Origin of the sequence: Streptococcus oralis subsp. tigurinus, assembly GCF_002356415.1 — a bacterium.
Classification (GTDB): Bacteria; Bacillota; Bacilli; order Lactobacillales; family Streptococcaceae; genus Streptococcus; species Streptococcus oralis_F.
In genome coordinates this window covers 63,539-87,701 of the sequence record NZ_AP018338.1, presented here as the reverse complement: position 1 = coordinate 87,701, position 24,163 = coordinate 63,539, and the positions used below count along the sequence as shown (strand labels likewise).

The following is a 24,163-nucleotide window of genomic DNA, read 5'->3' as shown; positions in this document are numbered from 1 at the left end:
TCCTATTTGATAAAACGTTTCAGTAGACTGACTAACAAAAAGACAGCTACAAAGATAATGGTAATACTAGCGCTGGCAGGGGTTTCCGCATAGTAGGAAATATAGAGACCTGCCACCATTCCCAAAAAGCCTATAGCACTGGCTAGCAACATAACGGATTTGAAGTTTTTCCCCAGACGCAGGGCAATACTAGCCGGTAAGACCATAATGGTCGACACCAAAAGGGCTCCTGCTGCTGGAATCATAAGGGCAATCGCCACCCCTGTCACCATGTTAAAGAGGATAGACATGGTACGAACTGGCAAGCCATCCACAAAGGCCGTGTCCTCATCAAAAGTCAGGATATACATTGGTCGCAAGAACAAGAAAGTCAAGAGTAAAACGACCACAGCAATGGCAAAGAGGAACATCACCTGCTCCTGGCTAATAGTCACAATAGACCCAAAGAGATATTGGTCCAAACTCATGGAACTAGAACTTTTGCCCTTACTCATCACGATAAGAGACACTGCAAGTCCTGTTGACATGAGGATAGCTGTTCCGATTTCCATAAAGTTCTTATAGACTGTCCGGAGATACTCTAGAAAGACCGCTGCGATCAAGACGATAGCAATGGTTGAAATAGTTGGAGAAATTCCCAAAACCAGACCAAAGGCTACCCCTGACAGAGAAACGTGACTGAGGGTATCACTCATCAAACTCTGACGACGTAAGATAAGGAAGGTCCCAAGAACTGGAGAAAAAAGACTCATGGCAATGACCGCCAAGAAGGCACGCTGCATGAAATCATAAGATAACAAACTAAGCATGTTCCACCTCCTGGTCGCTTTCGTGAACATTGAAACAACGCCACGGCGAGTCTTGATTGCGCACTAGATGGATATTGCGATCCGCATAGTCCTTAACCTCCTCAGGATCATGGGTAATCATCAAAACAGCCTTGCCATGATGGTGGGCACTATGGTGCATGAGTTCGTAAAATTCATTTTTGCTTCCCGCATCCATCCCTGTCGTCGGCTCATCCAAGACAAAAATATCTGGGTCAGAAGCAAACATCCGGGCAATCACTGCTCGTTGCTTTTGCCCTCCCGAAAGGGAACCAATTCGTTTGTCACGATGTTCCCACATACCAACCGAGTCTAGACTGGCCTTGATATGCTCCTCATCATGGGCGTTCAAACGACGAAACCAACCCTTTCGCGGATAGCGACCCGACTTGACAAATTCATAAACTGTACTTGGAAAGCCAGCATTAAAACTGGCAATTTGCTGGGGAAGATAAGCTATCCTAAGCTTTTTCCCATGAGTATTTGTTTTTGAGATGGTTACCTTGCCAAATCTTGGCTGCAAGATGCCTAGACTAGCCTTAATCAGCGTCGTCTTGGCAGCTCCATTTTCACCAGTCAGGGTAACAAACTCCCCACTATCAACACTATAGTTGATGTGCTCGAGGACAGGCTCTTTGTCATAATAGAAAGACAAGTCCTCTACTGTAATATACCGCATTATTTGATTTCTCCTACTAAAGCAGTTAAAAACCGCTGAATCACTTCTTGTTCATTTGGAGTAAACTGACTTGCCACTTGTTCATAGGCTAAGAGCGTGTGTTCATGATGATGGTGGTGTTCCTCTGCCACTGGTCGAGCCAGTTCTGTCAGTTGGTAAAAAATCACACGCGCATCCTTTGGATCTCTGGATGTCTCTAACATACCCTCTTTGACCAAAGACTTGATAGCCTTGGTCACTGCCGCCTGACTGACATTGAGACGACGAGCCAACTCCGAGTTGGTTAAGGATTCTTCTGACAGGAGCATGAGGATGTGTTCCTGAGTATTGGTCAAGGCTACGTCACTTGTGCAATGCCCAATCAGAATTTCATGCTGGTTCTCAGATCTCAAGATCACCTCGTTTAAAAAGTTATCGATTTCCTGTGCAAGCTGTCTCATGTGTTACTCCTTCCCTAGCTATCTTTTAGTAAAAAAACATAGATAGCCACCGATTCTTTACTGGTTAATTATATCATAAACCAAAAAAGAGTCAAGGGAAAAAGGCGTAAAAACGTTTCCCTAGACTCTTCTAGATGTGAAATTTAACCTATTTTAGCTTTGGTTTTCGGCTCGATAAGATACCTGCCAAACCAGCTACCATTCCCATCAAGAGCAAGAAGATGGATTGCTCACTTCCTGTATTTGGGAGAGCTTTTTCTGAGACAACTGCCTTCTTGCTAAATTGACCTGCCACCTCATAAGTCAGTGGTACATTCGTAGTCGCATCGCTAGCAGCTGCATTCGTTTGAGGCGTTTCTACTGGCAGACTAAAAGTTGTAGAATCCACAGAAATCGTCCGTGAGTTCGGATTAATCTTTTCATACTGGGTCAAATCAGCGGTTTTCAGATACTCTTCAAAGGCAGCATCCATAGATGGGCCTTCTTCACGAGCGCCACCCAACATAGTGTAGCCATCACCACCTGCAGCTAAGAAATCATTGGTTGCAAGATAGTAGTTTTTTGCGAGGTCTAGGAGATCATAACGACCAGTTGTACGGTTTTTGACCTGGATGGCCAAGACACGTTTACCTGATGGTAGGTTGGTATCATAGTAGACCTTCACACCTGAAACTTGCAAGAAGCCACCACTTGGTTCTAGCAATGGTTGTCCGTTCTCATCCAAGACCTTCTTGCCATCCTTATCGACCTGCAAGATAGATCCGAGTGATTTTTCAAACATATCTAAGACTTGTTGCCCCGTCACTTGGATTTGTGAAATGGTATTTCCAAATGGAAGAACAGCAATGACATTTCCTTTAGTGATTGGTTTGCCTTTTGCAATGGTTTCACGCAAGCCACCACCATTTGTCACAGCGATGTCTGTCGGATGGCTAAATCCTGTTTGACCATACTGATAGAGGGAGTCTGCTACGACGTTTCCGAGGTTGGTTTCACGAACTCGAACATTTTCACGATCACCGTTTAGTTCTACAGGGCTGTTTGAGACAATCTCAACTGCATTTTCAGCATCGTATTTTTGTTTAATGTCTTTGACTAGTTTTTCAACTTTTGGATTGGCAGTCAATTTCTTGGCATCAGCAGCTGCAATCAACGTAGGATTCCCCAAAAGCTGACGTGATTTGTAGATAACTTTCCCAACATTATGAAGGTAACTTCCTGTTTGGTTATAGGTAACATTGTTGCCATAAGTTGTGGAAGCTACTGTATGAGAATGCCCATCAATAACTGTCACACGTTTGCCTTTGAGACGAGGATTTTTAGATAGAGCTTCTGCCAAGGTTGAACCACGCCACTCGACTGGAGTTGTGGTATCTACACCCAAGTGAGCGAGCACAACATAGTGTTTGTAGTCCTTGCCTTCTGCACGAGCCTTGGCTTGAACTTCTTCGATGACCTTATTGACTTCAGAGATTGGATCTGTAAAAGTTACCCCTTTAATGTTTTTAGGGTGGGTTTTTGTAGCGGTTTCAGGTGTTGTCACACCGATTACAACAAATTCATCACCTTCCACAGTCTTATCTTTATCAACAATTGTAGAAGCTTCAAAAAGACGAGCGCCATTGACATAGGTATTTGAGCTAAGTAATGGGAATTTCAAGATTTCCTTGTATTTTTTAACTTCATCAAGGCCAAAGTCAAACTCATGGTTTCCTACTGCCATGGCATCATACTGCATCTGATTGAGAATTTCAGCACGCGCTTCACCCTTCGTAGAGTTGGAAATCGGCAAACCTTGGAAGGCGTCTCCCGCATCAACAACCAGAGTATTTTGATTTGATTTCGCACGTTCCTGCTCAATGACAGTCGCTAACTTGGCATCTCCAATTACTCCTTTTTCCTCTACGATACGACCATGGACATCATTGGTGTGTAAGATAACGGTGTCCTTTTCTTCGCTTTTAGTAGATTCAGCAGGAGCTGACGGAGCTTCTGCAGATGCAACGGTTGCTGGAGTCTCTACCTCGTTTGTTGGAGTTGCTGACGCTACAGGGTTCGACACAGGAGCAGGAGCCTCCGACGTGGCGGGAGTTGCTACAACAGCTGAACTTTCTGCAGGAGTTGTTGCTTCTTCAGCGTATACTTGTCCAGCTAAAAAGGCTGGGGCTAATAGAGCTGTCGATAAGACAGGTAACAAAGAACGTTTATTCATTTTGAAATCCTTTTCTTTTCTTTTTTCCTTTATATTATACGATATTTCTAGAAAATTTGAAACTTTTGACTTATTTTCATCTAAAACATTCGCTATTTAAACAAAAAAAGCTTGGGTTCAAATCCCAAACTTTTATCTGGTTTTATTGGAAATCATTCATATTCCCATCATAGGTCGCCCAGTCCTTGCTAAAGAAGCGGTTATTCATCTTGTAGTCTGGAGCTGGCTTTGGATCCGTTAAGAAAGGATTGGCAACCTTATCAAAAGCTAGCCAACCCAACCATCCTAGATGAATGGTATCTTTAACAAAATATGGATCTCCTCCATTTTTTGAAAAATCAGCAATATTGGTAAAGCCCTGACTTTCTAATTGGTAACGAATTTTCTCCACTGCATGTTGATACATCTCTTCGCTGAGCCCTGTGTACTCCATCCACTTCTTGTTAACGGGCTGGATGACAAAGAGTACATTGACATTCGACTTAGCAAATTGATTGAGGACCAGCTGCAAATCATTGTACTCAGAGGACTTGAGGAAGTTGTAATTTTTTTGATACCCTTCCCATTTTTTTAAATCCTTTTTAACCTCTCTCGTATAGAAATGATTTTCCATCCCCATATCGTTATTGGTCGTATTTGCTTCTGCGTCCTTACGAACAATTTTTTCTAACTCATCATAAGAAAATTGATCCGGAAGATCCTTTAAATAGTTCTCCACGTGTTCCTTGTACTTGAGTTTTCCTCGAATGGAGAATTGTCCAAAGAGAGCGGATTGCTTTTCATTGAATCGCGCAAAAATATCAATAGCAACCTGATCAACCTCTGATAATTCTTCACCCTTTGACAGTTTTTGAACAATGCCTTTTAATGCAACATTAGGATTCTGCTTTAACAATCGAATAGCCGCATGCTTTGCAGCAATATCACCAGATTGATTTTCCAAAAAAGCTGTCAATTGGTCACTGTTAAAAAATCTCTGAAACGCTGCGGGTTCATAATCTGTCTCCGTAAACCACTGAGGCGAAATCACAAATACCGCCTGCTTATTCTCTATTTCTGGCAAAATTTGCTGTAGACCAAAATATTGATTTAGAGAGGCTGCTCCTGCTTGACCTAGAAAGTAAGGACGATAGGGACGATGGTATTTTTCCGCTAAAACAGCTGGATGGACACTATCAAATCGAATCCATTCACTGGACCCTAGAAAAGGAATAAAACGCATATTTGGATCCGTAAGAGCCCTCACTTTTTGACTTCTCTCCTTAAAGCTCTCTGTACTAATAGAAGCCGCGGAGTATTTCTCCTCCGTCAGATTATGGCTTGTTGTACTTGGATAAAAAAAGATGAGTAGAAGAACCAAAAATCCAGCAATGAAGATAGGCCCGAAGATCAGCCACAAGCGTTTAAGCATTCTTCAACTCCGTAATACCTTCTACGATTTTATTAGCCGTATTCCAGTCATCACGACCGAACTCCGTCACTGGAACACGAATGTCAAAACGGTTTTCAATCTCAACAATCAATTCAACCGTTCCCATGCTATCCAAGACACCGGCATCAAAAAGATCTTCGTCCATCATGTCAGAAACATCTTCCATAAACAACTCATCAATAATTTCAATAACTTCTGATTTGATATCCATTTTTCATATCCTTTTATTTTTTAAACCATAAATCATTCAAAAATCCAGAAAAGATTAAGAATGAAACCATCACGACATGGAAGGTGACAACCATGCCAAGCAACTGAATCCAGCGATTCTCAGGTAAGGAACCCTTTCCAGCTTTTTTCCGTTCTTTATTGAGCGCTTTTTTCTTACGAACCCAAGCGTCATTGATGACCAGCCCAATCCCATGAAAAAGTCCGTAGGCGATATAGTACCAGGTCACACCATGCCAAAATCCCATAATCAGCATATTGAGAATATAGGCTACACTTGAGGTCACATTGCGATTTTTAAAGACCTTCTTTCTGGTCAACACCATGACCATCCGCATAAAGACAAAGTCACGGAACCAGAAAGACAAACTCATGTGCCAGCGATTCCAAAATTCTTTTAAATCCCTTGACAAAAAGGGCTTGTTAAAGTTGATAGGACTATGAATACCCATCAAGTTTGAAATGGCTAAGGCAAACATAGAGTAGCCCGCAAAGTCAAAGAACAGTTCTAAACCGAAGGTATACATAACTGCAAGAGCATAATGGTTAAAGAAACCACCTGTCTGCAAGGCCAAATTTTTCAGCGGAGGCAGTAATATCTCTCCCAAAACATGGGCCAAGATAAACTTGTAAAGGAAGCCAAGCATGATATACTTGACAGCCCCTTCTAGCATGTTCATCAACTCATCCCGTTCAGGAATGGTCTCATAATTTTCATTGAAGCGTTTAAAACGATCAATGGGACCACTCGAGAAAGTCGGCATAAAGAGAAGAAAACGTAAGAATTGCCAAATCGTTAAATCCTTAATGACACCGTCTCTTAACTCAACGATAACCCCAACAGCACGAAAGGTTAGGTAAGAAATCCCTAAAAATCCAAACAAAGATTGAGGTCCATGAATAGCAGGAGATACTTTCACAAAGACGATAGGCAATAGAGATAAAAAACTAACCAGGTAAAATATCCATTTACTATCCCATTGTTTCCTGTACCTTTTGTAGAAAGATACAAGAAGTACTTGCCAGATAACATAAAGGATAAGTGCGCTTATTTGATTCGTCTTTCCACCTACCAACATGGTGACGATAAAGAAGAGACTAACAAGCACCTCGTACAAGGCAAAACGTTTCTTGAAAAAAAGACCAATAAAGATAGGTAAAGTCGCAGCAATTACGTATAAAAAGTACTGAAGATCACCATAAGGTTCCAAATGAGGTAGCTGTTTATAAAGCTCCATCATCTACTGTTTACCTCGTTAATCAAGCCCTTGATATCAATTTTACCATTAGGCGTTAGCGGCAAACTGTCTCGATAGAGAAACTTAGACGGCATCATATAAGACATCATGATATCTGCTAGGTCTTCTTTGATAGCCTTGGTAATATCGATATCACGTTCAAACTGTTCACGAACGCCGTCCTTTAGGATGACATAGGCCAGTAGATTTTGTACCTTGTGGTCCTTGTTATAACGTGGGACAGCAACAGCCGACTCGATATAGCGAGACTTGTTGAGGTTTTGAGAGACATCTTCAAGTTCAATGCGATAACCATTAAACTTAATCTGGAAATCCATGCGTCCACCATAGAGAAGCAAGCCCTCATCTGTCATGGTTCCTACATCCCCTGTGTGGTAGGCTGGAAGACCTTCGAATTCAAAGAAAGCTTCTGCCGTTTTTTCAGGATTATTCATATAGCCTTTTGAAACAGCTGGCCCAGAAACGATGATTTCTCCCTGTTCACCATTTGGAACTTTCTTCCCTTCCTCGTCAATGATAAAGGTTGGAGAATCCGCCTTGGTATAGCCGATTGGCAGGCGTTTGATAGTCGCCAACATCTCATCAGTGACGGCAACTGCTGACAAAGCTACTGTCGCTTCTGTTGGACCGTAGGCATTGATAATACGAGCATTTGGGAATCGCTCGCGCAGTTTTTGAGCTGTTTTGACCGTCAATTCTTCACCATCAAAGTAGAAATGCGTGATTCCTGGCATTTTCTCACTGTTAAAGTCTTCTGATAACATGGCCATATCTGCAAAGGACGGTGTTGAGGTCCAGATAGCGATTGGCAAGGAAAAGATCGTCGCAAAGAGTTTTTTGAAGTCCTGAGTAATGGCTGAAGGAAGAGCGAAAAGCGTGCCACCAAGTGCCAAGGTCGGTGCCCAGTACATGACAGATAGGTCAAAAGAATAAGGGGGCTGAGCCAGCATTTGTGGACGACTTGGCGTCGCAAATTCCTTATCTGTAATCATCCAGTTGGTAAAGCTGAGGAGATTGTCATGGGAAATCTGCACCCCCTTAGGCTTACCGGTCGTACCAGAAGTAAAGATGATGTAGTAATTATCATCTCCTTTGACTGGATGTGTAATCTCATAACTAGCCCCTTGAGCAAAGGCTTCTTGAACCTGAGCTAAAGTCATCATTGGCGTAGAGACTCGCTCTAATGGAAAATCTGAGATAGCAATAATCAAGCTTGGATCTGCAACTTCTACGATAGCAGAAACTCGTTCCAAGGCCGAATGGCTGTCAATTGGAATGTAGGCATGCCCTGACTTAGTCAGTGCTACAAAGGTAGCCAACATCTCATATTCCTGACCACCAAAAACGACGACTGGAGATTTCTCAGGCAAGTCAAGTCGATCGATAGCTGCAGCTAAACTATCTGAATCAGCCTTCAGATCGCCATAAGTATGCTCTTGACCTAAAACATTGTAGACAGGATATGTTGGCTGTGTTTGAGCAAAGTGCTCAATCGTTTCAATCATATCTTTTATCGGTTTATTAGACACTGTTCCTTTTCTCCTTTAAACTAGAACTCATTATAAATAAAGCCACCTTGTCCCTGCCCAAGGTAACTAAAAAAATAAAGCAAGCCAAGTAAGATTACAAAATATAGGGCCGTCCGGCCTAAAAATACATGTAGGTTTCGTTGTTTTTTCATAAGCTATCCATTAATATATCATTTCTATCGACTACAAATACGCACTATTAGTAACTTATCTTCCTAACATTTTACCACTTTATCAACCTTTTTTTCAACTGTTTACCATAACTTAAAAGTTCGTTTTAGGTTATTTTAAGATAAATTAAAATGTTAACAGTAGATGCAGGCAAAGATTTCCATTTCTATAAATCTCCTATACCAGTCATCAGAAATTAAACAGTTTAAAGAATAACAACAAACACACGGCTCCCTCTTTGGGCATTTTTATGCTAAAATAGTAGCTATGGATAAAATTATTAAAACTATATCAGAAAGCGGAGCCTTTCGTGCTTTTGTCCTTGACAGCACAGAAACCGTCCGCACTGCTCAAGAAAAACATCAAACTCAAGCCAGTTCGACTGTTGCACTTGGTCGTGCCCTTATCGCTAGCCAAATTCTCGCAGCCAATGAAAAAGGAAATACCAAGATTACTGTAAAAGTTCTTGGAACGAGCTCTCTCGGTGCCATCATAACGGTCGCAGATACCAAGGGAAATGTCAAAGGCTACGTTCAAAATCCAGGTGTTGACATCAAAAAGACCGCAACAGGTGAAGTCCTAGTCGGACCTTTTGTCGGCAATGGTCAATTTCTCGTTATCACAGACTATGGTACTGGAAATCCTTACAACTCTATGACTCCCCTCATATCCGGGGAAATCGGTGAAGACTTGGCCTACTACCTGACCGAAAGTCAACAAACTCCTTCAGCCGTCGGCCTCAATGTTCTTTTGGATAAAGACGACAAGGTCAAAGTCGCAGGTGGCTTCCTTCTCCAAGTATTGCCAGGGGCCAAGGAAGAAGAGATTGCTCGCTTTGAGAAACGCATCCAAGAAATGCCAGCCATTTCAACTCTTCTAGAAAGCGACGACCATATCGAAGCCCTTCTCAAGGCTATCTACGGCGACGAATCCTACAAACGCCTTTCCGAAGAAGAAATCCGTTTCCAATGTGACTGCAGCAAAGACCGCTTTATGGATGCTCTTGCCAGCCTTCCAAGCTCAGACTTAGAGGAAATGAAAGAGGAAGACCACGGGGCAGAAATCACTTGTCAATTCTGCCAAACAACTTATAATTTTGATGAAAACGACCTGGAGGAACTCATTCGTGACAAATCTTAATACACCTTTTATGATTGGCAATGTTGAGATTCCCAATCGTACTGTTTTAGCGCCCATGGCTGGTGTCACCAACTCAGCCTTTCGTACCATCGCAAAAGAGCTTGGAGCTGGACTCGTTGTGATGGAAATGGTCTCTGACAAGGGAATCCAATACAACAACGAAAAAACCCTGCACATGCTTCATATCGATGAAGGCGAAAACCCTGTCTCTATCCAACTTTTTGGTAGCGATGAAGACAGCCTCGCACGCGCAGCAGAATTCATCCAAGAAAACACCAAGACCGATATCGTCGATATCAACATGGGCTGCCCAGTTAACAAAATCGTGAAGAACGAAGCTGGCGCTATGTGGCTCAAGGATCCAGACAAAATCTACTCTATCATCAACAAAGTCCAGTCTGTCCTTGATATCCCACTTACTGTCAAAATGCGCACCGGCTGGTCTGATCCATCCCTAGCCGTGGAAAATGCTCTCGCCGCTGAGGCTGCTGGTGTCTCTGCCCTTACCATGCACGGTCGTACCCGTGAGCAAATGTATACTGGTCACGCTGACCTCGAGACCCTTCATAAGGTCGCTCAAGCTTTGACCAAGATTCCATTTATCGCCAACGGTGACATTCGTACGGTTCAAGACGCTAAACAGCGTATCGAAGAAGTTGGTGCTGACGCAGTTATGATTGGCCGAGCAGCCATGGGAAATCCCTACCTCTTCAACCAGATCAATCACTATTTTGAAACTGGAGAAATCCTCCCTGATTTGACCTTCGAAGACAAGATGAAAATTGCTTACGAACACTTGAAACGCTTGATTAACCTCAAAGGGGAAAACATTGCAGTTCGTGAATTCCGTGGACTCGCTCCTCACTACCTTCGGGGAACATCTGGTGCAGCCAAACTTCGTGGAGCCATTTCACAAGCTAGCACTCTGGCAGAAATTGAAGCCCTCTTGCAATTAGACAAAGCATAGTCTCACATCTACAACTTACAAAAACGGCAAGACTCATTTTTGAGTTTTGCCGTTTTTTATATGTTTTCATCTTGTAAATCTAATTGCTTCACTCTAGCTATATAGTAGGACATAATCAAAAACAAATTGAGGCTGATAATCCAAACAGACCATTCATGAAGAAAATGCATCAATACAGCCAAGCTGATTGCCCCCACTATGAAACTTCCCACAACAATCCCATAATTTAAGGCTTGACGACGGTATTCTTGGATATTTCCTTCTCTTCTAGCAATGCGATACAAAGCGGTCAACATCTTTCGGTAATTTCCAGATGTCATAAAAATGACATAGGGATGATCTTCAATCAAACTGCCCGTAAATGTTAGCATCATCATTCCTGTTCCAAAAGCAATGAAAGGAACTTCTAATAGAGGAAATCGTGAAAAGAAAGGCAAGATAAGGGTCCCGATAAATAAGGGGAGCAACATCTTAACCCGCCAGTAGGCCGTTTTGCGGTATTCTTTCATGTGCAATGCAAACAGAAATCCTAGAGAAAAGAAAATAATGGAGCAGAATCGCAACATCGTATTGATAACATTTGAGTAGCGCCAATCAGATATAAGTAGGAGAATATTCCCTGTCTGTGTCGCTACCAAACTATGGTATTGAATATGGCAAAACACATCCAAAGAACCACCTACAAACCCAAGAAATACTCCCATCAATCGTGTGTTTTGAGGTAAGATTAATTTATCCGCCATGTATTATCACTCGTTTTCCTTTGATTTTTTTATTATACCACATTCTCTTGGAGAAACTAAGTGAAAAACAGTTGATTCACTCTTTTACAGAACGATTTCTAGTAAGAGTTAAAACACAAAATTTTATTATTGAATCAAGGCAACGCTTGAAACTTTACCATCCGCACCTGTTGTAATTTGGATGATTTTTCCTCCTCCGATTTTAGCATTATACTTGCCATCATCAAGAGTGTAAGAGTAGCCTCTAATAGAGTAGTTTTCTTTATTTCCTTCTGCAGTTTCTACTGTAAATTGGCCCCCTGATGAAACCGTAATAGTTTCGCCATTCGCTCCCTTCCAGTTGCCTGCAGCTGCTGAGAAATCACCATCGACCATGGTTAAAACACCCTTGTAGCGTTTGTTGTGTTCTGCTTGCTTGTCTTGAAGTTTGCGGTCAGTTGTTGGATCATAGCCTGACTGGTTAGACTGGGCTTGAGAACCTTGCTGAGTTGATGGAGCCTGAGCTGGAGCTTGTTGACTAGGAGCTGCTTGTTCTTGTCTTGATTCAGGCGCTGGTTTCGCTTGTGACTGATCTGCTGTTGTAGAAGACTGACCAGAAGATGCCTGAGCCTTTTCAGATGAAGCTGAGCTTGAAGATTTTTGAGTCTTGCTTTCTTTGCTAGAAGAAGCTGCTTTGGAACTTGATGATTGACTTGTCTTGGCAGAGCTACTGGTTTGAGCGGTTTCGTTTTTATTTCCACAAGCTCCCAGTAGCAAGGTAGAAGCCAATACAGTCGCTGCCATCAATTTGATATAGGTTTTCTTTTTCATTTTTCTACTCCTTTGTAACATTTTTGAAATGTTAAGAAATCTTTTTGTAATATAATTGTAACATTGGGCTTTGAATCTGTCAACTATTTAGAGAACCTATTTTAAAAATTGTTCCCTCCACTATTTCAATTCGTAATTGAAACGAAAAAATAGAAAAATTTCCTAGATTAGAGTCCTATTTTTTGCATCGTACTTATATAATCGCTTGCATTGTTCTATAATAAAAACAGTCGCAACAGAAAAGCAATCTAATAATAGTAAACAAGGAGGTCGGGATTTTGGTCCCGACCTCTTTATTTCAATCGATAGGTTTTTCTTGGCTTCTTTTTAGGTACTCGTTTGAGCCCGACTTCTTCTACATATTCTCCGTATTTTACGAGAAAGTTATTGCTGACGATGGGGCGACCTGGGTTGATAAGATTGACCAGTTCAGTCCCCTCGTAGACAGTGAACTCCTCCTCCAGCAGGTAGAGGAAGGTCGGATTCCAGTCGAGACGGCCTTGGATTCGTTTGATAGATTCTTGGATAATGGCATAATGGTCAAAGGCGAAGGCTTGCTCGTCCAGCTCCACTCCCTCTAGGAAGCATTTGCCTGTCTGGAAATCGACATCTACGAAAACGACATCCTTAGCATCGTCACCTGCCTGAACGAGGTCTAAGGCACGACTAGGTAGGTACACCAAGTGGGCAATGGTCACTGTCCAGCCCCGCGGATCACGCCCGGGAGTCGATACGGTCATCAATTGCTCGATTTTTTCCAAAGGTAGATCGAGATTGACTTCTTCTCTCACTTCGCGCTGACAGGCATGTGCAGCATCTTCTCCCTTGTCCATAAAGCCTCCAACTAAGGCCAAACAGTTCTGATAAGGGTGAGCCTTGCGACGAATCAGCAGGAGTTTGATCTTTCCTTCGACAAAGCAGTAGGCTACCATATCCACTGTCACACTTGGTTTTTCATATTGAGGGAGTTCCTGCTTGTAGTACCAGTCTAAAAACTCCTCCTGACTGGCATGAATTTCAAAATATTCTTTTTCCATCATCCCTGATGGAATCTTTATGTCTGCCATCTTATGCCTCCTTTCGAACTGCCTTGGTCCATTGGTACCATCCCACTAGACTATTGAGTGTGTAAACCCAGTACATCCCTTGAATGTGGATATTTTCACCCCACCAGAGGTAGATACTAAAGAGATTAGTTGCAATCCAGAAAATCCATTGCTCACGGTAGAGACGTGTCATCAAGAGCTGACCAACACCATTGGTCGCATCGGTAACACTATCACGGAAAGGGCGAGCGCTATGGATACTTTGGTAAGCCAAGCCCATACCAATCCAGATAATGGCAGTCAAGGCTAAGTACTTGAGCCAGTCAAGAACAGATAATTTCTTAGCTTCAAAGTGGGATTCTTCTGGTTTTTCCTGTTCATTGATACGATTGGACAGCCAAGCATAGAGACCAATCGGCTGCATGACAAAGAAGTAAACCGTCGTCAAGACTTCGCCATAAAAAGTCGCATTCATGGCCAAGATCAAGTAGATTGCTGAGTTAATGGCCCCAAAGAGATAATTGCTTGCACGCCCTTCTGCTACCAAGATAACACAGACAATCCCAGTCCAGGATGCAAATAAGCTAAGCCAGTCATGGCTTTCCGTATTTTGTGTAAACTCCAAGATCAAGGGAACACTTGACAGGGCGATGAGATACAACCACTGGAAAAGGCTACGGCCGACAAAGAGATCTTTCCATAGTAAGCGCATGATTCCTGCAAAACCAATCTTGCGGGCTTCGGCATGGACATTTTTAAAGTTTTCGATAAATTGTGTGATTTTTTCAGTTAGTTTTTTCATATTTTTCTCCTAATCTGCTTGGTAAATGGCATCAATAGCCACTTTTGCTGCTTCATAATTGCCTAGATAATCCTCTGCTAGATAAACTAAAGGAATGGTGGTTAAGTATCGCTCCCTCATCTGGTCCAAATGCTGGGAAAAACTGTAGCGAATGTGGTCTTCTGCCATGGTCATATCTCTAAATCCGTCATTGACATAGGAGCCAACAGGCTGCAAAAAGAGAATCAAATCCCATTTTTCCTTGGCCAAGATGGAGGCAAAGAGATTGTCAAAGGTTTCTCCTGATAAGTCCTCTTGGTCCTCAGTCTCCATGTAATAGTCATAGTAACCCTTGGTTACCAAGGAGTTGGTATCGGCTATCACTAGGCCTCGATTGGCATTGCTATCGATTAGCTTGGAGGTCTGGTCATACTGCCCTAAAAGGAGATAATAGTAATCTTTTGGAGTCAATTCATCGTCGCGGACATTGTTTTTGATCTGGTACTCACGCGCGTATTCCAGACTAACGGGCGCATCGTAATACCTTGCCAAATCCTTGGCCAGAGTGGTCTTCCCATTGCTAGCACTTCCCATAATTAACACTTTCTTAGTAAACTGACGACGGAAGGGTTGAGCAATATATTTCCAATATTTGCTTGGATTTTCTCGAATCATAGTCGCTGAGATACCAAACTTTCTTTCTTGCAAGACAGTGCTAAATCCACGTTTAGCTAGTTCTTGCTGGTATTCTTCTTCTCCCACAAAGAAAGTCAGTTCTTGCTGGGTTTCATCATAGGAAATCTCCTCTAACATCTGGTTCAACCACTCCTGCCAGCCCATAGGATAACGGGGAAGATTGGTCTCATCCAGCTTGCAGACAGAGGTCAATTCGTCATCACGAAAAGCCTCTCGGATATAGCGAAATCGTTTTTGAAGACTTAAACCTACCTGCTCCCCTCGGTCTCCCTCGTAGCCTGAAACGACTACCCAGACCTGGTCACACTTACGCTTCGCTCGCTGGATCAGATCGATATGACCCTGATGAAGAGGGGCAAAGGTCCCAAATACTACTGCTGTTTTCTTTTTCATAAACATTTTACCTTTTTATAATTTTTGATATTTTTATTTTCTATGTTTTTATTATATCTTATATTTTTATTTTTTCAAGGGTTTTTATTATTTTTTATAAAAAAGTGATAAAAAAGAATCAGGATTCCTCCTGATTCTCATTTTTAAGCAATATCAAATTTCAATTGTCCAGCTTTGACACCAATTTTGAGGGTCTTACCTGCTACCAGTTCTCCCTTAAGGAGGAGTTCTGCCAACTTGTCTTCCACTTCTGTTTGCAGTGTTCTGCGAAGTGGACGAGCTCCCATTTCTGGATTGTAACCGTGACTAGCTAGTAACTTCAGTGCCGAAGCTTGCAGTTTCAAGTCGATGCCTTTCTCTGCTAGGCTAGCAATCAATGGTTTAACCATGATCTTGACAATTTCCTGCATGTGTTCGCTATCCAAGCTGTGGAAGACCACCTTTTCATCAATACGGTTGATAAACTCTGGTCGATAAGCTTTTTTCAACTCTTCGAAGATTCGTTTTTCCATATTTTCTTGGTCAAAACGAATGTCCTTGGCCCCAAAACCGACAGTCTTGTCATCACGAAGGGCTGTCGCACCAAGGTTTGACGTCATGATGATAATGGTATTTGAAAAGTCAACCTTGCGCCCCTTGCTGTCTGTTAGAACTCCATCATCCAAGACCTGCAAGAGGACATTAAAGATATCTGGGTGGGCCTTCTCGACCTCGTCAAAGAGGAGTACGGAGTATGGTTTATTGCGGACCTTCTCGGTCAACTCCCCCCCTTCTTCGTAGCCCACATAACCCGGAGGAGCTCCATTGAGACGGCTGGCTGCGAATTTCTCCATATACTCACTCATGTCAAAGCGGATAAGGGCTGATTCGTCATCAAAAAGAACTTCTGCCAAAGCCTTAGCCAATTCGGTCTTACCGACACCCGTCGGTCCTAGGAACATAAAGGAGCCAATCGGACGCTTGTGACTGCGAATACCTGACTGGTTACGGCGAATGGCACGGCTAATACTTGAAACAGCTTGATCTTGTCCGATGACGCGTTTATGCAGTTCTGCTTCCAAGTTCAAGTATTTCTTAGCATCTGTTTGCGTCAGCTTTTGGACTGGGATACCTGACAAGCGACTTAAGGTGGTTAAAATATCAGATTCTGTCACCAAGTCTTTATAGACAGGCAATTCTTGTTCTTTTGCGATTAGCTGGCCTGCTTGTTTCCACTTGCCATCCATCAAGGCCTTGTCAGCTGGACTCAAGTCGGTTTCATCCATTCTCACATGCTTGGATTTGTTTTGCACTGTTGCTGCCGCCTCATCCAATAGATCGATGGCAGAGTCTGGCAAGTGACGGCTTGTCAAGTAACGATGCGCCATCTTGACAGCTGTTTCAACCGCTTCATCTGTGATTTGCACACGGTGGTGTTTCTCATAGGTAGCCTTCAAGCCCTGTAAAATGGTCATACTGTCGGCCACGCTTGGCTCTTCGATCGTCACTTTGGCGAAACGACGAGAAAGGGCTGCATCCTTTTCGATATGTTTTTGATATTCCTCCTGAGTAGTCGCACCAACAGTTTTCAAAGTTCCACGAGCCAAGGCTGGTTTCAAGATATTAGCCGCATCCAGAGTCGAGTCAATCCCGCTCCCAGAACCCATGATAGTATGGAGTTCATCGATAAATAGGATGACTTGGCCATCTTCTTCAATATCCTTGATGATATTGTTCATGCGCTCTTCAAAATCCCCACGGAAACGTGTTCCCGCAACGACATTCATCAAATCAAGCTCTAACACACGCATCTTGGCCATTTCCGCAGGCACATCACCACTAGCAATACGCTGGGCAAGTCCAAGTGCCAGAGCTGTTTTCCCGACACCAGCATCCCCAACCAAGACCGGATTGTTCTTGGTCTTCCGACTCAAAATCTGAATCATACGCGAGATTTCCTTGTCCCGACCGATGACTGGCTCTAACTTGCCAGAGCGCGCTTGCTCCGTCAGGTCATGCGTGTAGTCCTCTAGACCGCCACTTGGAGTCTGAGGCATGCCCATCATATTAGCCATAGAATTTTGCTTATCAGAAACCGTACGATGGCGTTGGCGTAAAGCCTTGAGGTCTTCACGAGTCCATCCTGCACGTTCCTCTAAATTGCGACGAAGGGCAGCAATCTTGACCTGATCTTTCTTGTCTTCATAAGAAAAACCAGCCCTCTCCAAGATACGAGTCGCCAAGGCATTGCCATCATGCAAAATCGCATAGAGGACATGCTCTGTCCCCAACACCTTAGCATGGACCACTGAGGCCACATACTCTGCTTCTGCAAAGAGAACCTCCAAACGATGGGAAAAGGGCAATTCTGTAAAGGTTTCATCCTGGCTATAGTCCGTTTCAGTCAGTTCCAACGCAACCTCTTCTAAACGGTCCATTTCATAAGGATAATCATTTAGAGTCGCACCTGCCACACTGTAACTGTGATTGGACATGGCAATTAACAAATGCCAAGACTCTAGATATCGGGCTCCAAAATGGCCAGCAACCATGTAGGCACTTTCGATACATTCATTCAATGCTTTTGAATAATTCATCTTACTTCTCTTTTCTATCTACCTCTTGTAATAGCTGCCGGAGCATATTGGCACGGACAACTGAGGATTCCTCCCCTAGGACACGATCTGTTGCTACTGAAGTCAGCAAGGTCATTTCCTGCTTGGTCATCAAGTCCTGCTCCACCAAAAGCTGGAGAATATCCTCATAAATCTCCTGACTAACTCGCTCACCAATCGAGTAAAGCAAATCGCGGAGCATCTCATGATGACTGGAAAACTCAATCCGCCCAATGCGAATGTAGCCTCCACCACCTCGCTTGCTCTCAACCAAGTAACCTCTACTTTCCGTAAAACGTGTCTTGATGACATAGTTGATCTGACTTGGCACAACCTGAAAGGTATCCGCCAACTGACTCCGCTGCAATTCCACGATACCAGACTGGTCTAAAATTGCCTTGATATAGGCTTCGATATGATCTGATGTATTTTTAAATCTCATAGTAAATCAAACTCCTTCTTTGAACCTTGACTATCTTTGACTATACTATCATTTAACACTCTATAAGTCAAATTTTTAGAGCTCAACCCTTGAAAATACTGACTTTCTTTAAAAATACTAAGGCATTAGGACGCCTTGGTTTTTCTTGAAAGTTCCTAAAAAAGTCCACAAAAAAGAGCCCTAAAAAGGGCGTAATATTGACGAGTTCAGCAGGCAAGAAACTAGCACGGTCAAACGTGCTTTTTTATTACCTGGTAATATTATAGCATATCTAGAATACTCTCTCAATCATTAGCAATAGCTCCAATATTGAAGTATAATGATACTATAACTCTTGCAGAAGTTAAGGAAGCTTACGTTAAGGGGATTCCAATAATATAACAAACTATAGTGCTACAAAATCAGGAAAATAAAAAAATGAAACTTAGAAAGTTTAACAATAAAGTTGTAACGATTACAGACGTTGATAACCAGACCTTTGAGGGAATTTGTCTTTTTGAAGATAAGGATACTTTTGATGAAGAGTATGATGCTTTATCTGTTAAAACAGGTTTACGATGGACGAGGTTATTTGAAAATGAAATTTTAAAAGTTGAAATTGCTGATAAAACCGAGCAGTCAAAAAGCCCTTAGATTTGTTTCTAGGGGCTTTTTATTCCACCAGTAGTTTTCAATCGTAATATGTCAATAATGCTCCTTCTCGATAACTACGAGCAAAATCTAGTAGGATTTCACTTTTGAGACGGTCATACTCTGTTTTATCAATATTCAGTAAGCTATATAGTTCTTTTAAAGTATGCTTTTGTTTTTGGGAAACAATAAATAAATTATAAAATATACTACGTTTCTTTTCGTCTAGGCCACTACTATAAGAGTCTATCATTTTGACAATCTCGATAGCTTTGGTTTCAAATGCGCCTGGAGTATCTCTAAGATTGGCTAACTTCTTCAGCGACTTGTAACTTTTCAAAAAATGATATGCTCTTTTTGCTGTTTCTGTGTTGTCTACGTCCATTTCATACTACCCAACTCATTGAAAAAATTCTCTCCAGAAAGGATTTTCACTATCAAAAATTCTAACTTCTTCTTCCATCATATTGTGGGGATAATCAAGAAATAAGTTATAAATTTTTTGCTGATCAAAACTGAACAACAGCTCTCCTCTAACATCTATCTTATCAATCCACCAAATTTTTGATTCTTCATTATTTTTGTAAAAATCACTGTATCCTTCAATATTAGACTCTGAAATAAAAACTTTATCCATTCCATCGGATGAACTTGGTTTATCGCATTCCGTTAAGTCGTTATTTAACATCATTCAGGCTCTTTCTATCATCTTAGTCAAATAATGTGACCATATTTTTATTTTAAGATACTTGTGGAAAAACTTCATCCCATATATCCACTAAACTTTTACCATCAAAAACTTTAGCTTCCATAGCTTCATCAATCGTATTAAACTGCTGACCTTCATAATCATAACCAACTACACAAACGCTAGATAAGAAACAAGCACCTCGGCCATTAACATTAAATTCAAGATCGGTCTCTAAATATTTTTTAATTTCATCTTTTTTCATACATAATTACCACACCTCGATTATATCATTTTTTATATTTCTAAGCCCTAACATTTTATTTCATTATTACTTAATTCTGTGATTTGGCGCGAGAAAAAATGTACAGTGACGGCGTGAAGTCCGGGAGCTCCGAGGGGGAGGGGGATACCCCCCCTATCCTAATTTTTTTGTGTTTTTTTTATTCTTCAAAAATTATTCCTTTTATCAGAGAACGATAACAATCATCTTCTGCCTTTTCTTCAGCCGTTTTATAATGATTTTCTTGCGCTACTTTCTTTTCTATTTCTTTTTTTGCATCCGATGTAAGTTGTTTTACTTTAGTATTGTATGCTCTTTCTTTTTCTTGCTCTAAGTGTATACTTGTCTTTTTTATTAAACTCTCATATTCTCTTTGTTCCTTTAAATCCCTTTCAAGTTCCTTCTCTCTGATTTTGTTATATTGTTCTTGTTGTTCTTCTCTTTCTTTTTGAGCACCTACTTGTAGTTCTCCTATAATTTCTCCAAGGTCTCTTTTATGACTAAATAAGTTCATGTTTTCTTTCCTTTCCTTTATTTTGAAAAATTATCTATAATTCTTTCTAATTGTTCTTTGTGTTTATAAAATGCTCTCTGCGGGTTATAGCCTACCCCGGAGTAGAATAGATATACTCCTGTTTTATTTTTCTTGTATGATTCACTATTCTTAGTTAATTGGCCTTCGATTTTTTTAAGCAATTGATCAGCTTTGTTAGCTTTTTCTAGAGCAATATTAGCAATTGCCACAACTTCTTTCAACTTTTCACAAGCTTGTGTATAGCAGTCCTCTTGCTCTTTATTAGCTAGTTTTGTAATATCACCAATAATTTCATGATATTCTTCATAAGAAATTACAGGCTGATTACTTATTGTCTCTAGTTGTTTTTCATACAATTCTTTTGTTTGCTCTGCTGTCCATAGTTTCGTTTTTGCTTCTGTATACTTTTGGGCATTTATTTCTCTTTGAGCCTGTAGTAACTCTGCCTGTGCTTCTAAAATAATTTGCCCTGTCTTAGTTAGTTCTTCTTCAGCTTCTGTAATATCTTTTTGGTTTTGTTCGATTAGTTTAGTTACTTTTGTTTCAATAGTTTGTAATGTTTCCATGTTTTTATTCCTCATTTCTTTTATTCTTTTTTATTGTACTTGTTACCTACGATTGTCTACTGGATCTTTATTCCTCATTGTTCTCCTCTTTCCAAAAGTAAAAAGAGACGTAACAAAAAGCCACTTAGCTTTAATGTTACGCCTCTAGTTTTCTAGTCAGCTATCTTTCTTTAATTGTTGTTTCAATCTGGACAATATTACCATCTTGACTGGTAAATACTACACTTCCAAAGTCTGGTATTTTTTTCATTTCTATTATACCATTTTTGACAAAAATAATAAAGTTATCCTGTAAAAATGGCGTGTAATCTTTGTTCGGATTCATCTGTTTTTCCTCTCTTTTTTAGTGTCATATATTTAACATATCTTCTATTCTGTTAAATTCAAGCCGTTTTCTCAATCCCTTTTGTATCAAGGGGATAGGTCTGTTTTGCGTTTTTTAATTTACATTTTTTCATTATGTTAAATACACATGAATTTTATAGCTAAAATAACCTCCAAAAATCAAATCCAATCACTGAAAAATAATCAGTTTCAAAAAGGTAGTCATTTTTGGGCATCTAGTGACTACCACCTCCACCTTACAGTCCCAAGGGGTTACAAAAAGCGTAGTCAGGTAGTCACCTTGCTCACAAAAAAATAATAATAAACACCTTAATTCTATTTACTCTATATAGTTTACAAATAATGTAAAATAACTACTTTTTAATATAAAAGTCAATAATATCAAGGGTTTGATAGGGTAGTCAGTAAAATCTTAAAAACTACCCTTTTTCTAAATCCTTTTTGTTTAAAGGCTTTAGCTACCCTCTAAAAGGTAGTTATTTTTTGAATTAGTGACTACCCTAACTACCTTTTAGGTTTTGAGTAACCAGGCTTAACACTTTTTCCAAATTTTAAAGATCGTTTGTGTTCCCAACCGTCACGATTTTGCATGAATTTTTTAACCTTTGCCTTATCCTTTGATGGTACATTATCAGTCAAATATACCTCTTGGAAAAATAGGTTAATGGTCATCTTGCTCCTATCTACCAATTCACCATATTTATCTGTATCCAGTTCCGCCGTTCCACCTTCGCTATTTCTAAAATATCCTTCGTTCATCATGTCATAGATATAATAGTATCTTGTCCGATCTGATATTGGATACTGGTACATATTTTTGGGATAAGGCAAGGCTAAATAACGCTCCAAATCCTCAAGAGTTTCATCAGCAAATTTGTACCTACTTCTTACCTCATTTACCAGGTTCTCCTGCTCGTCTGTCAGCGTCAAAGACTGGTTAGACTTCCAAGCTACTACCATAGCGCCCCAAAAGGCTCTACGGTCTTTTTCCGTCCACTTCCTGTCCTTATAAGTGGTATCCTTATGTACTTCAGCAACAAGAAAGCGCCTTTCCCCTGTTAAGTCGTTCAAATAATCATGATCATTAGTTGCCCTCACGATGATAAAACTCTTGGGTAGTCGTCTATCACTGGAAGCATAAGGCGGTCTATACTCTAGTTTGGTTTCGGTGATGAACTTCTTCAACTCTGAAAAACTAGCCTTTTTACTGGCCACCATTTCATCATCAAATACACACCAATTTCTAACCATTCTAGCCTTATCGTCTTTGTCTGTGAAAGTTTCAACGGTTGTAAAATACTTGTGAGTGAATAGTCCCTCAAAAAATTGGGTCTTTCCTACTCCCTGCCTTCCAGTCAAGTCCAGCACAAAGTCAAACTTAATAGAGGGATCAAATACCTTAGCAATCGCCCCACGGAAAAACAAGTCCATGACAATACGGTTATATTCGTCATCTTTGATATTCAGATAATGCCTTAAAATAGCAAAGGGATCACGCTGATTCACTAACTCTCTATATTCGCTTTCGCATGATTCCAGATAGTCTTTTAAAGGGTTGTAGCTATGCTCACCAGCCACCACCTCCAAAATATCAGCGATATCCCCTTTTTTATAATCTATCTTGTACTTTGTAGCAATATAAGCCCTAATCTCTCTAATAATTAGGTCGTCAATGGTTCCGCTTAAGGTTCTACCGTTCAATTTTGTTGCTTTTGTCACGTCAATTTCATAAGTGAATGTATTGTACTGTATCGCCCCCTTCAGTTTGCTATCTCCACTTAAAATCTTCTTAAGATTGTCCAAGGTAACCGCAAAGCCTTTCCCTTTGGTTTTCGGTGTTAGATTCAGACTATTATTATCCTCGTTGGTCTCTCTTGCTTGGGTCAAGTCCACCACGGTAGGCGGTATTTGTTGCTGATTCTCTTCGATAATTTTAGTTACAATTTCTTCACTATTCAAAAGCCACCTCCTTATAGAATTTTGTCGCTACTTCAAGGAAATAACTGGCCAATTCTTTCCGTTTGACGATAGTAGAAAACAAATCCACTAACTGACTAAAACTGTAACCATTCACAAATAGCAATCGGACAAAAAGTGAAGTCTCATACCTGGTATAAATGCCATTACAAATCAGGTCAAAAACCCAGCCTTTTAACTCCACTCCAAGCCCCTGCCGTTGCTCTGTCAATTTATTTACCTCTAAATCTTTCAGGATCATCAGCAATTCAGGACTAGCCAAGGTAATTTCTAATGGTCTAGCTAGTTCCCAGCCTTCCCTATCACTTTTTTCGTCTCTGATAGCCACATATAAGCCTTTGTAACGAAAATCCGTCAACCCCTCACCTATTGGCTCATAGTAGACAAACTTATAATAGTTTCCATTCTTCCAAACTTGGGTAGGGGTAGACTTAAGAAAGGCAAATAATGCTAATTTGTCAGCTGATAAAATCAACTCGATCACTCGCATTCTTCCACCCCCAAGAACTTGAGAACTTCGGAAATTTTATAATAAGCCTTTCTAGTATCCTCGATTGGTGGAATATATTGTCGTAAACCTGCATGTTCCCAACTACTCAGGGTTTTATCACCTATATTTAACTCTTTCTTAAGTTCCGTTTTACTAATCAAATTCAACTTCTTTGGAGGAATTTTTTCATGGTTCTTTAGATACCGTTCCACTGATTCCAGAATATTCGACTTTAGATCCTCAATCATTTTTTCAAACAT

Annotated in this window: 28 protein-coding genes; 3 read left to right on the top strand and 25 right to left on the bottom strand. The window is 40.9% G+C overall.

What is annotated here, in order from left to right; all coding sequences use genetic code 11:
* Positions 1 to 2: 2 nt before the first annotated feature.
* From STO1_RS00475 to STO1_RS00435, 9 genes are all read right to left on the bottom strand, one after another.
* Positions 3 to 809 carry a metal ABC transporter permease gene (locus STO1_RS00475; RefSeq protein WP_000950028.1) on the bottom strand — a complete coding sequence of 269 codons (807 nt, stop codon included), beginning with the start codon at positions 807 to 809 and terminating at the stop codon, positions 3 to 5.
* On the bottom strand, positions 802 to 1,506 hold the full coding sequence (locus tag STO1_RS00470) for a metal ABC transporter ATP-binding protein (RefSeq protein ID WP_001269483.1): 705 nt from the start codon (positions 1,504 to 1,506) through the stop codon (positions 802 to 804). Before STO1_RS00470 ends, STO1_RS00475 begins: the two co-directional genes overlap by 8 nt.
* A complete protein-coding gene (gene adcR / locus STO1_RS00465) occupies positions 1,506 to 1,946 on the bottom strand; it encodes a zinc-dependent transcriptional regulator AdcR (protein ID WP_001249328.1) in 441 nt (146 codons plus the stop codon). The genes STO1_RS00470 and adcR overlap by 1 nt, the downstream gene beginning before the upstream one ends.
* Before the next feature lie 148 nt (positions 1,947 to 2,094).
* Positions 2,095 to 4,158 (bottom strand): cell surface ecto-5'-nucleotidase Nt5e, encoded by a 2,064-nt coding sequence (gene nt5e / locus STO1_RS00460; RefSeq protein ID WP_096421497.1) that lies wholly within the window; start codon positions 4,156 to 4,158, stop codon positions 2,095 to 2,097.
* Between the two features lie 142 nt (positions 4,159 to 4,300).
* Complete coding sequence (gene dltD / locus STO1_RS00455; RefSeq protein WP_096421495.1) at positions 4,301 to 5,569, bottom strand: D-alanyl-lipoteichoic acid biosynthesis protein DltD; 1,269 nt, start codon at positions 5,567 to 5,569, stop codon at positions 4,301 to 4,303.
* Complete coding sequence (gene dltC, locus STO1_RS00450) at positions 5,562 to 5,801, bottom strand: D-alanine--poly(phosphoribitol) ligase subunit DltC (protein WP_000351972.1); 240 nt, start codon at positions 5,799 to 5,801, stop codon at positions 5,562 to 5,564. Before dltC ends, dltD begins: the two co-directional genes overlap by 8 nt.
* A 13-nt stretch (positions 5,802 to 5,814) precedes the next feature.
* Positions 5,815 to 7,059: a D-alanyl-lipoteichoic acid biosynthesis protein DltB gene (dltB, locus tag STO1_RS00445; RefSeq protein ID WP_096421493.1), complete on the bottom strand. Its 1,245-nt coding sequence runs from the start codon at positions 7,057 to 7,059 to the stop codon at positions 5,815 to 5,817.
* A complete protein-coding gene (gene dltA, locus STO1_RS00440; protein WP_096421491.1) occupies positions 7,056 to 8,606 on the bottom strand; it encodes a D-alanine--poly(phosphoribitol) ligase subunit DltA in 1,551 nt (516 codons plus the stop codon). The genes dltB and dltA overlap by 4 nt, the downstream gene beginning before the upstream one ends.
* 20 nt (positions 8,607 to 8,626) lie before the next feature.
* Positions 8,627 to 8,758: a teichoic acid D-Ala incorporation-associated protein DltX gene (locus STO1_RS00435; RefSeq protein ID WP_007518064.1), complete on the bottom strand. Its 132-nt coding sequence runs from the start codon at positions 8,756 to 8,758 to the stop codon at positions 8,627 to 8,629.
* A gap of 286 nt (positions 8,759 to 9,044) precedes the next feature.
* Here STO1_RS00435 and hslO point away from each other — a divergent pair, with 286 nt between their 5' ends.
* Both hslO and dusB read left to right on the top strand, forming a co-directional pair.
* Positions 9,045 to 9,917 (top strand): Hsp33 family molecular chaperone HslO, encoded by an 873-nt coding sequence (gene hslO / locus STO1_RS00430; RefSeq protein ID WP_096421489.1) that lies wholly within the window; start codon positions 9,045 to 9,047, stop codon positions 9,915 to 9,917.
* Entirely contained in the window at positions 9,904 to 10,884 is a 981-nt protein-coding gene (gene dusB, locus STO1_RS00425) for a tRNA dihydrouridine synthase DusB (RefSeq protein WP_172843633.1), read from the top strand. The genes hslO and dusB overlap by 14 nt, the downstream gene beginning before the upstream one ends.
* A gap of 56 nt (positions 10,885 to 10,940) precedes the next feature.
* Here the strand turns inward: dusB and STO1_RS00420 are convergent, their stop codons facing one another.
* The 7 genes from STO1_RS00420 to STO1_RS00390 all read right to left on the bottom strand — a co-directional run bounded on the left by STO1_RS00420 (position 10,941) and on the right by STO1_RS00390 (position 18,389).
* Positions 10,941 to 11,627: a DUF1275 family protein gene (locus tag STO1_RS00420; RefSeq protein WP_000764013.1), complete on the bottom strand. Its 687-nt coding sequence runs from the start codon at positions 11,625 to 11,627 to the stop codon at positions 10,941 to 10,943.
* A gap of 126 nt (positions 11,628 to 11,753) precedes the next feature.
* Positions 11,754 to 12,437: a hypothetical protein gene (locus tag STO1_RS00415; RefSeq protein ID WP_096421485.1), complete on the bottom strand. Its 684-nt coding sequence runs from the start codon at positions 12,435 to 12,437 to the stop codon at positions 11,754 to 11,756.
* Positions 12,438 to 12,730: 293 nt separating this feature from the next.
* Positions 12,731 to 13,504 carry an NUDIX domain-containing protein gene (locus tag STO1_RS00410; RefSeq protein WP_096421483.1) on the bottom strand — a complete coding sequence of 258 codons (774 nt, stop codon included), beginning with the start codon at positions 13,502 to 13,504 and terminating at the stop codon, positions 12,731 to 12,733.
* A gap of 1 nt (position 13,505) precedes the next feature.
* Complete coding sequence (gene pnuC / locus STO1_RS00405; protein ID WP_084918029.1) at positions 13,506 to 14,285, bottom strand: nicotinamide riboside transporter PnuC; 780 nt, start codon at positions 14,283 to 14,285, stop codon at positions 13,506 to 13,508.
* Between the two features lie 9 nt (positions 14,286 to 14,294).
* Positions 14,295 to 15,353 carry an AAA family ATPase gene (locus STO1_RS00400; protein ID WP_096421481.1) on the bottom strand — a complete coding sequence of 353 codons (1,059 nt, stop codon included), beginning with the start codon at positions 15,351 to 15,353 and terminating at the stop codon, positions 14,295 to 14,297.
* 143 nt (positions 15,354 to 15,496) lie between these two features.
* Complete coding sequence (locus tag STO1_RS00395; RefSeq protein ID WP_096421479.1) at positions 15,497 to 17,929, bottom strand: ATP-dependent Clp protease ATP-binding subunit; 2,433 nt, start codon at positions 17,927 to 17,929, stop codon at positions 15,497 to 15,499.
* Position 17,930: 1 nt separating this feature from the next.
* Positions 17,931 to 18,389, bottom strand: coding sequence for a CtsR family transcriptional regulator (locus STO1_RS00390; protein ID WP_001211263.1), 459 nt, complete (start codon positions 18,387 to 18,389; stop codon positions 17,931 to 17,933).
* Between the two features lie 417 nt (positions 18,390 to 18,806).
* On the opposite strand from STO1_RS00390, the gene STO1_RS00385 reads away from it, so the two are divergent.
* Entirely contained in the window at positions 18,807 to 19,022 is a 216-nt protein-coding gene (locus STO1_RS00385) for a hypothetical protein (protein WP_033630506.1), read from the top strand.
* 37 nt (positions 19,023 to 19,059) lie between these two features.
* On the opposite strand, the gene STO1_RS09835 is transcribed toward STO1_RS00385, so the two are convergent.
* From STO1_RS09835 to STO1_RS00340, 9 genes are all read right to left on the bottom strand, one after another.
* On the bottom strand, positions 19,060 to 19,404 hold the full coding sequence (locus tag STO1_RS09835; RefSeq protein WP_231870001.1) for an ArpU family phage packaging/lysis transcriptional regulator: 345 nt from the start codon (positions 19,402 to 19,404) through the stop codon (positions 19,060 to 19,062).
* A 15-nt stretch (positions 19,405 to 19,419) separates the two neighbouring features.
* Positions 19,420 to 19,710: a DUF7675 family protein gene (locus STO1_RS00375; protein ID WP_096421477.1), complete on the bottom strand. Its 291-nt coding sequence runs from the start codon at positions 19,708 to 19,710 to the stop codon at positions 19,420 to 19,422.
* 49 nt (positions 19,711 to 19,759) lie between these two features.
* Positions 19,760 to 19,972: a hypothetical protein gene (locus STO1_RS00370; protein WP_033630508.1), complete on the bottom strand. Its 213-nt coding sequence runs from the start codon at positions 19,970 to 19,972 to the stop codon at positions 19,760 to 19,762.
* Between the two features lie 178 nt (positions 19,973 to 20,150).
* On the bottom strand, positions 20,151 to 20,504 hold the full coding sequence (locus STO1_RS00365; protein WP_096421475.1) for a hypothetical protein: 354 nt from the start codon (positions 20,502 to 20,504) through the stop codon (positions 20,151 to 20,153).
* 17 nt (positions 20,505 to 20,521) lie between these two features.
* A complete protein-coding gene (locus tag STO1_RS00360) occupies positions 20,522 to 21,091 on the bottom strand; it encodes a hypothetical protein (RefSeq protein ID WP_096421473.1) in 570 nt (189 codons plus the stop codon).
* Between the two features lie 160 nt (positions 21,092 to 21,251).
* Positions 21,252 to 21,416 carry a DUF2292 domain-containing protein gene (locus STO1_RS00355; protein WP_096421471.1) on the bottom strand — a complete coding sequence of 55 codons (165 nt, stop codon included), beginning with the start codon at positions 21,414 to 21,416 and terminating at the stop codon, positions 21,252 to 21,254.
* 524 nt (positions 21,417 to 21,940) lie between these two features.
* Positions 21,941 to 23,395, bottom strand: coding sequence for a virulence-associated E family protein (locus STO1_RS00350; RefSeq protein ID WP_096421469.1), 1,455 nt, complete (start codon positions 23,393 to 23,395; stop codon positions 21,941 to 21,943).
* Positions 23,388 to 23,903: a hypothetical protein gene (locus STO1_RS00345; protein WP_096421467.1), complete on the bottom strand. Its 516-nt coding sequence runs from the start codon at positions 23,901 to 23,903 to the stop codon at positions 23,388 to 23,390. Before STO1_RS00345 ends, STO1_RS00350 begins: the two co-directional genes overlap by 8 nt.
* Positions 23,894 to 24,163: a hypothetical protein gene (locus tag STO1_RS00340; RefSeq protein ID WP_096421465.1), complete on the bottom strand. Its 270-nt coding sequence runs from the start codon at positions 24,161 to 24,163 to the stop codon at positions 23,894 to 23,896. The genes STO1_RS00345 and STO1_RS00340 overlap by 10 nt, the downstream gene beginning before the upstream one ends.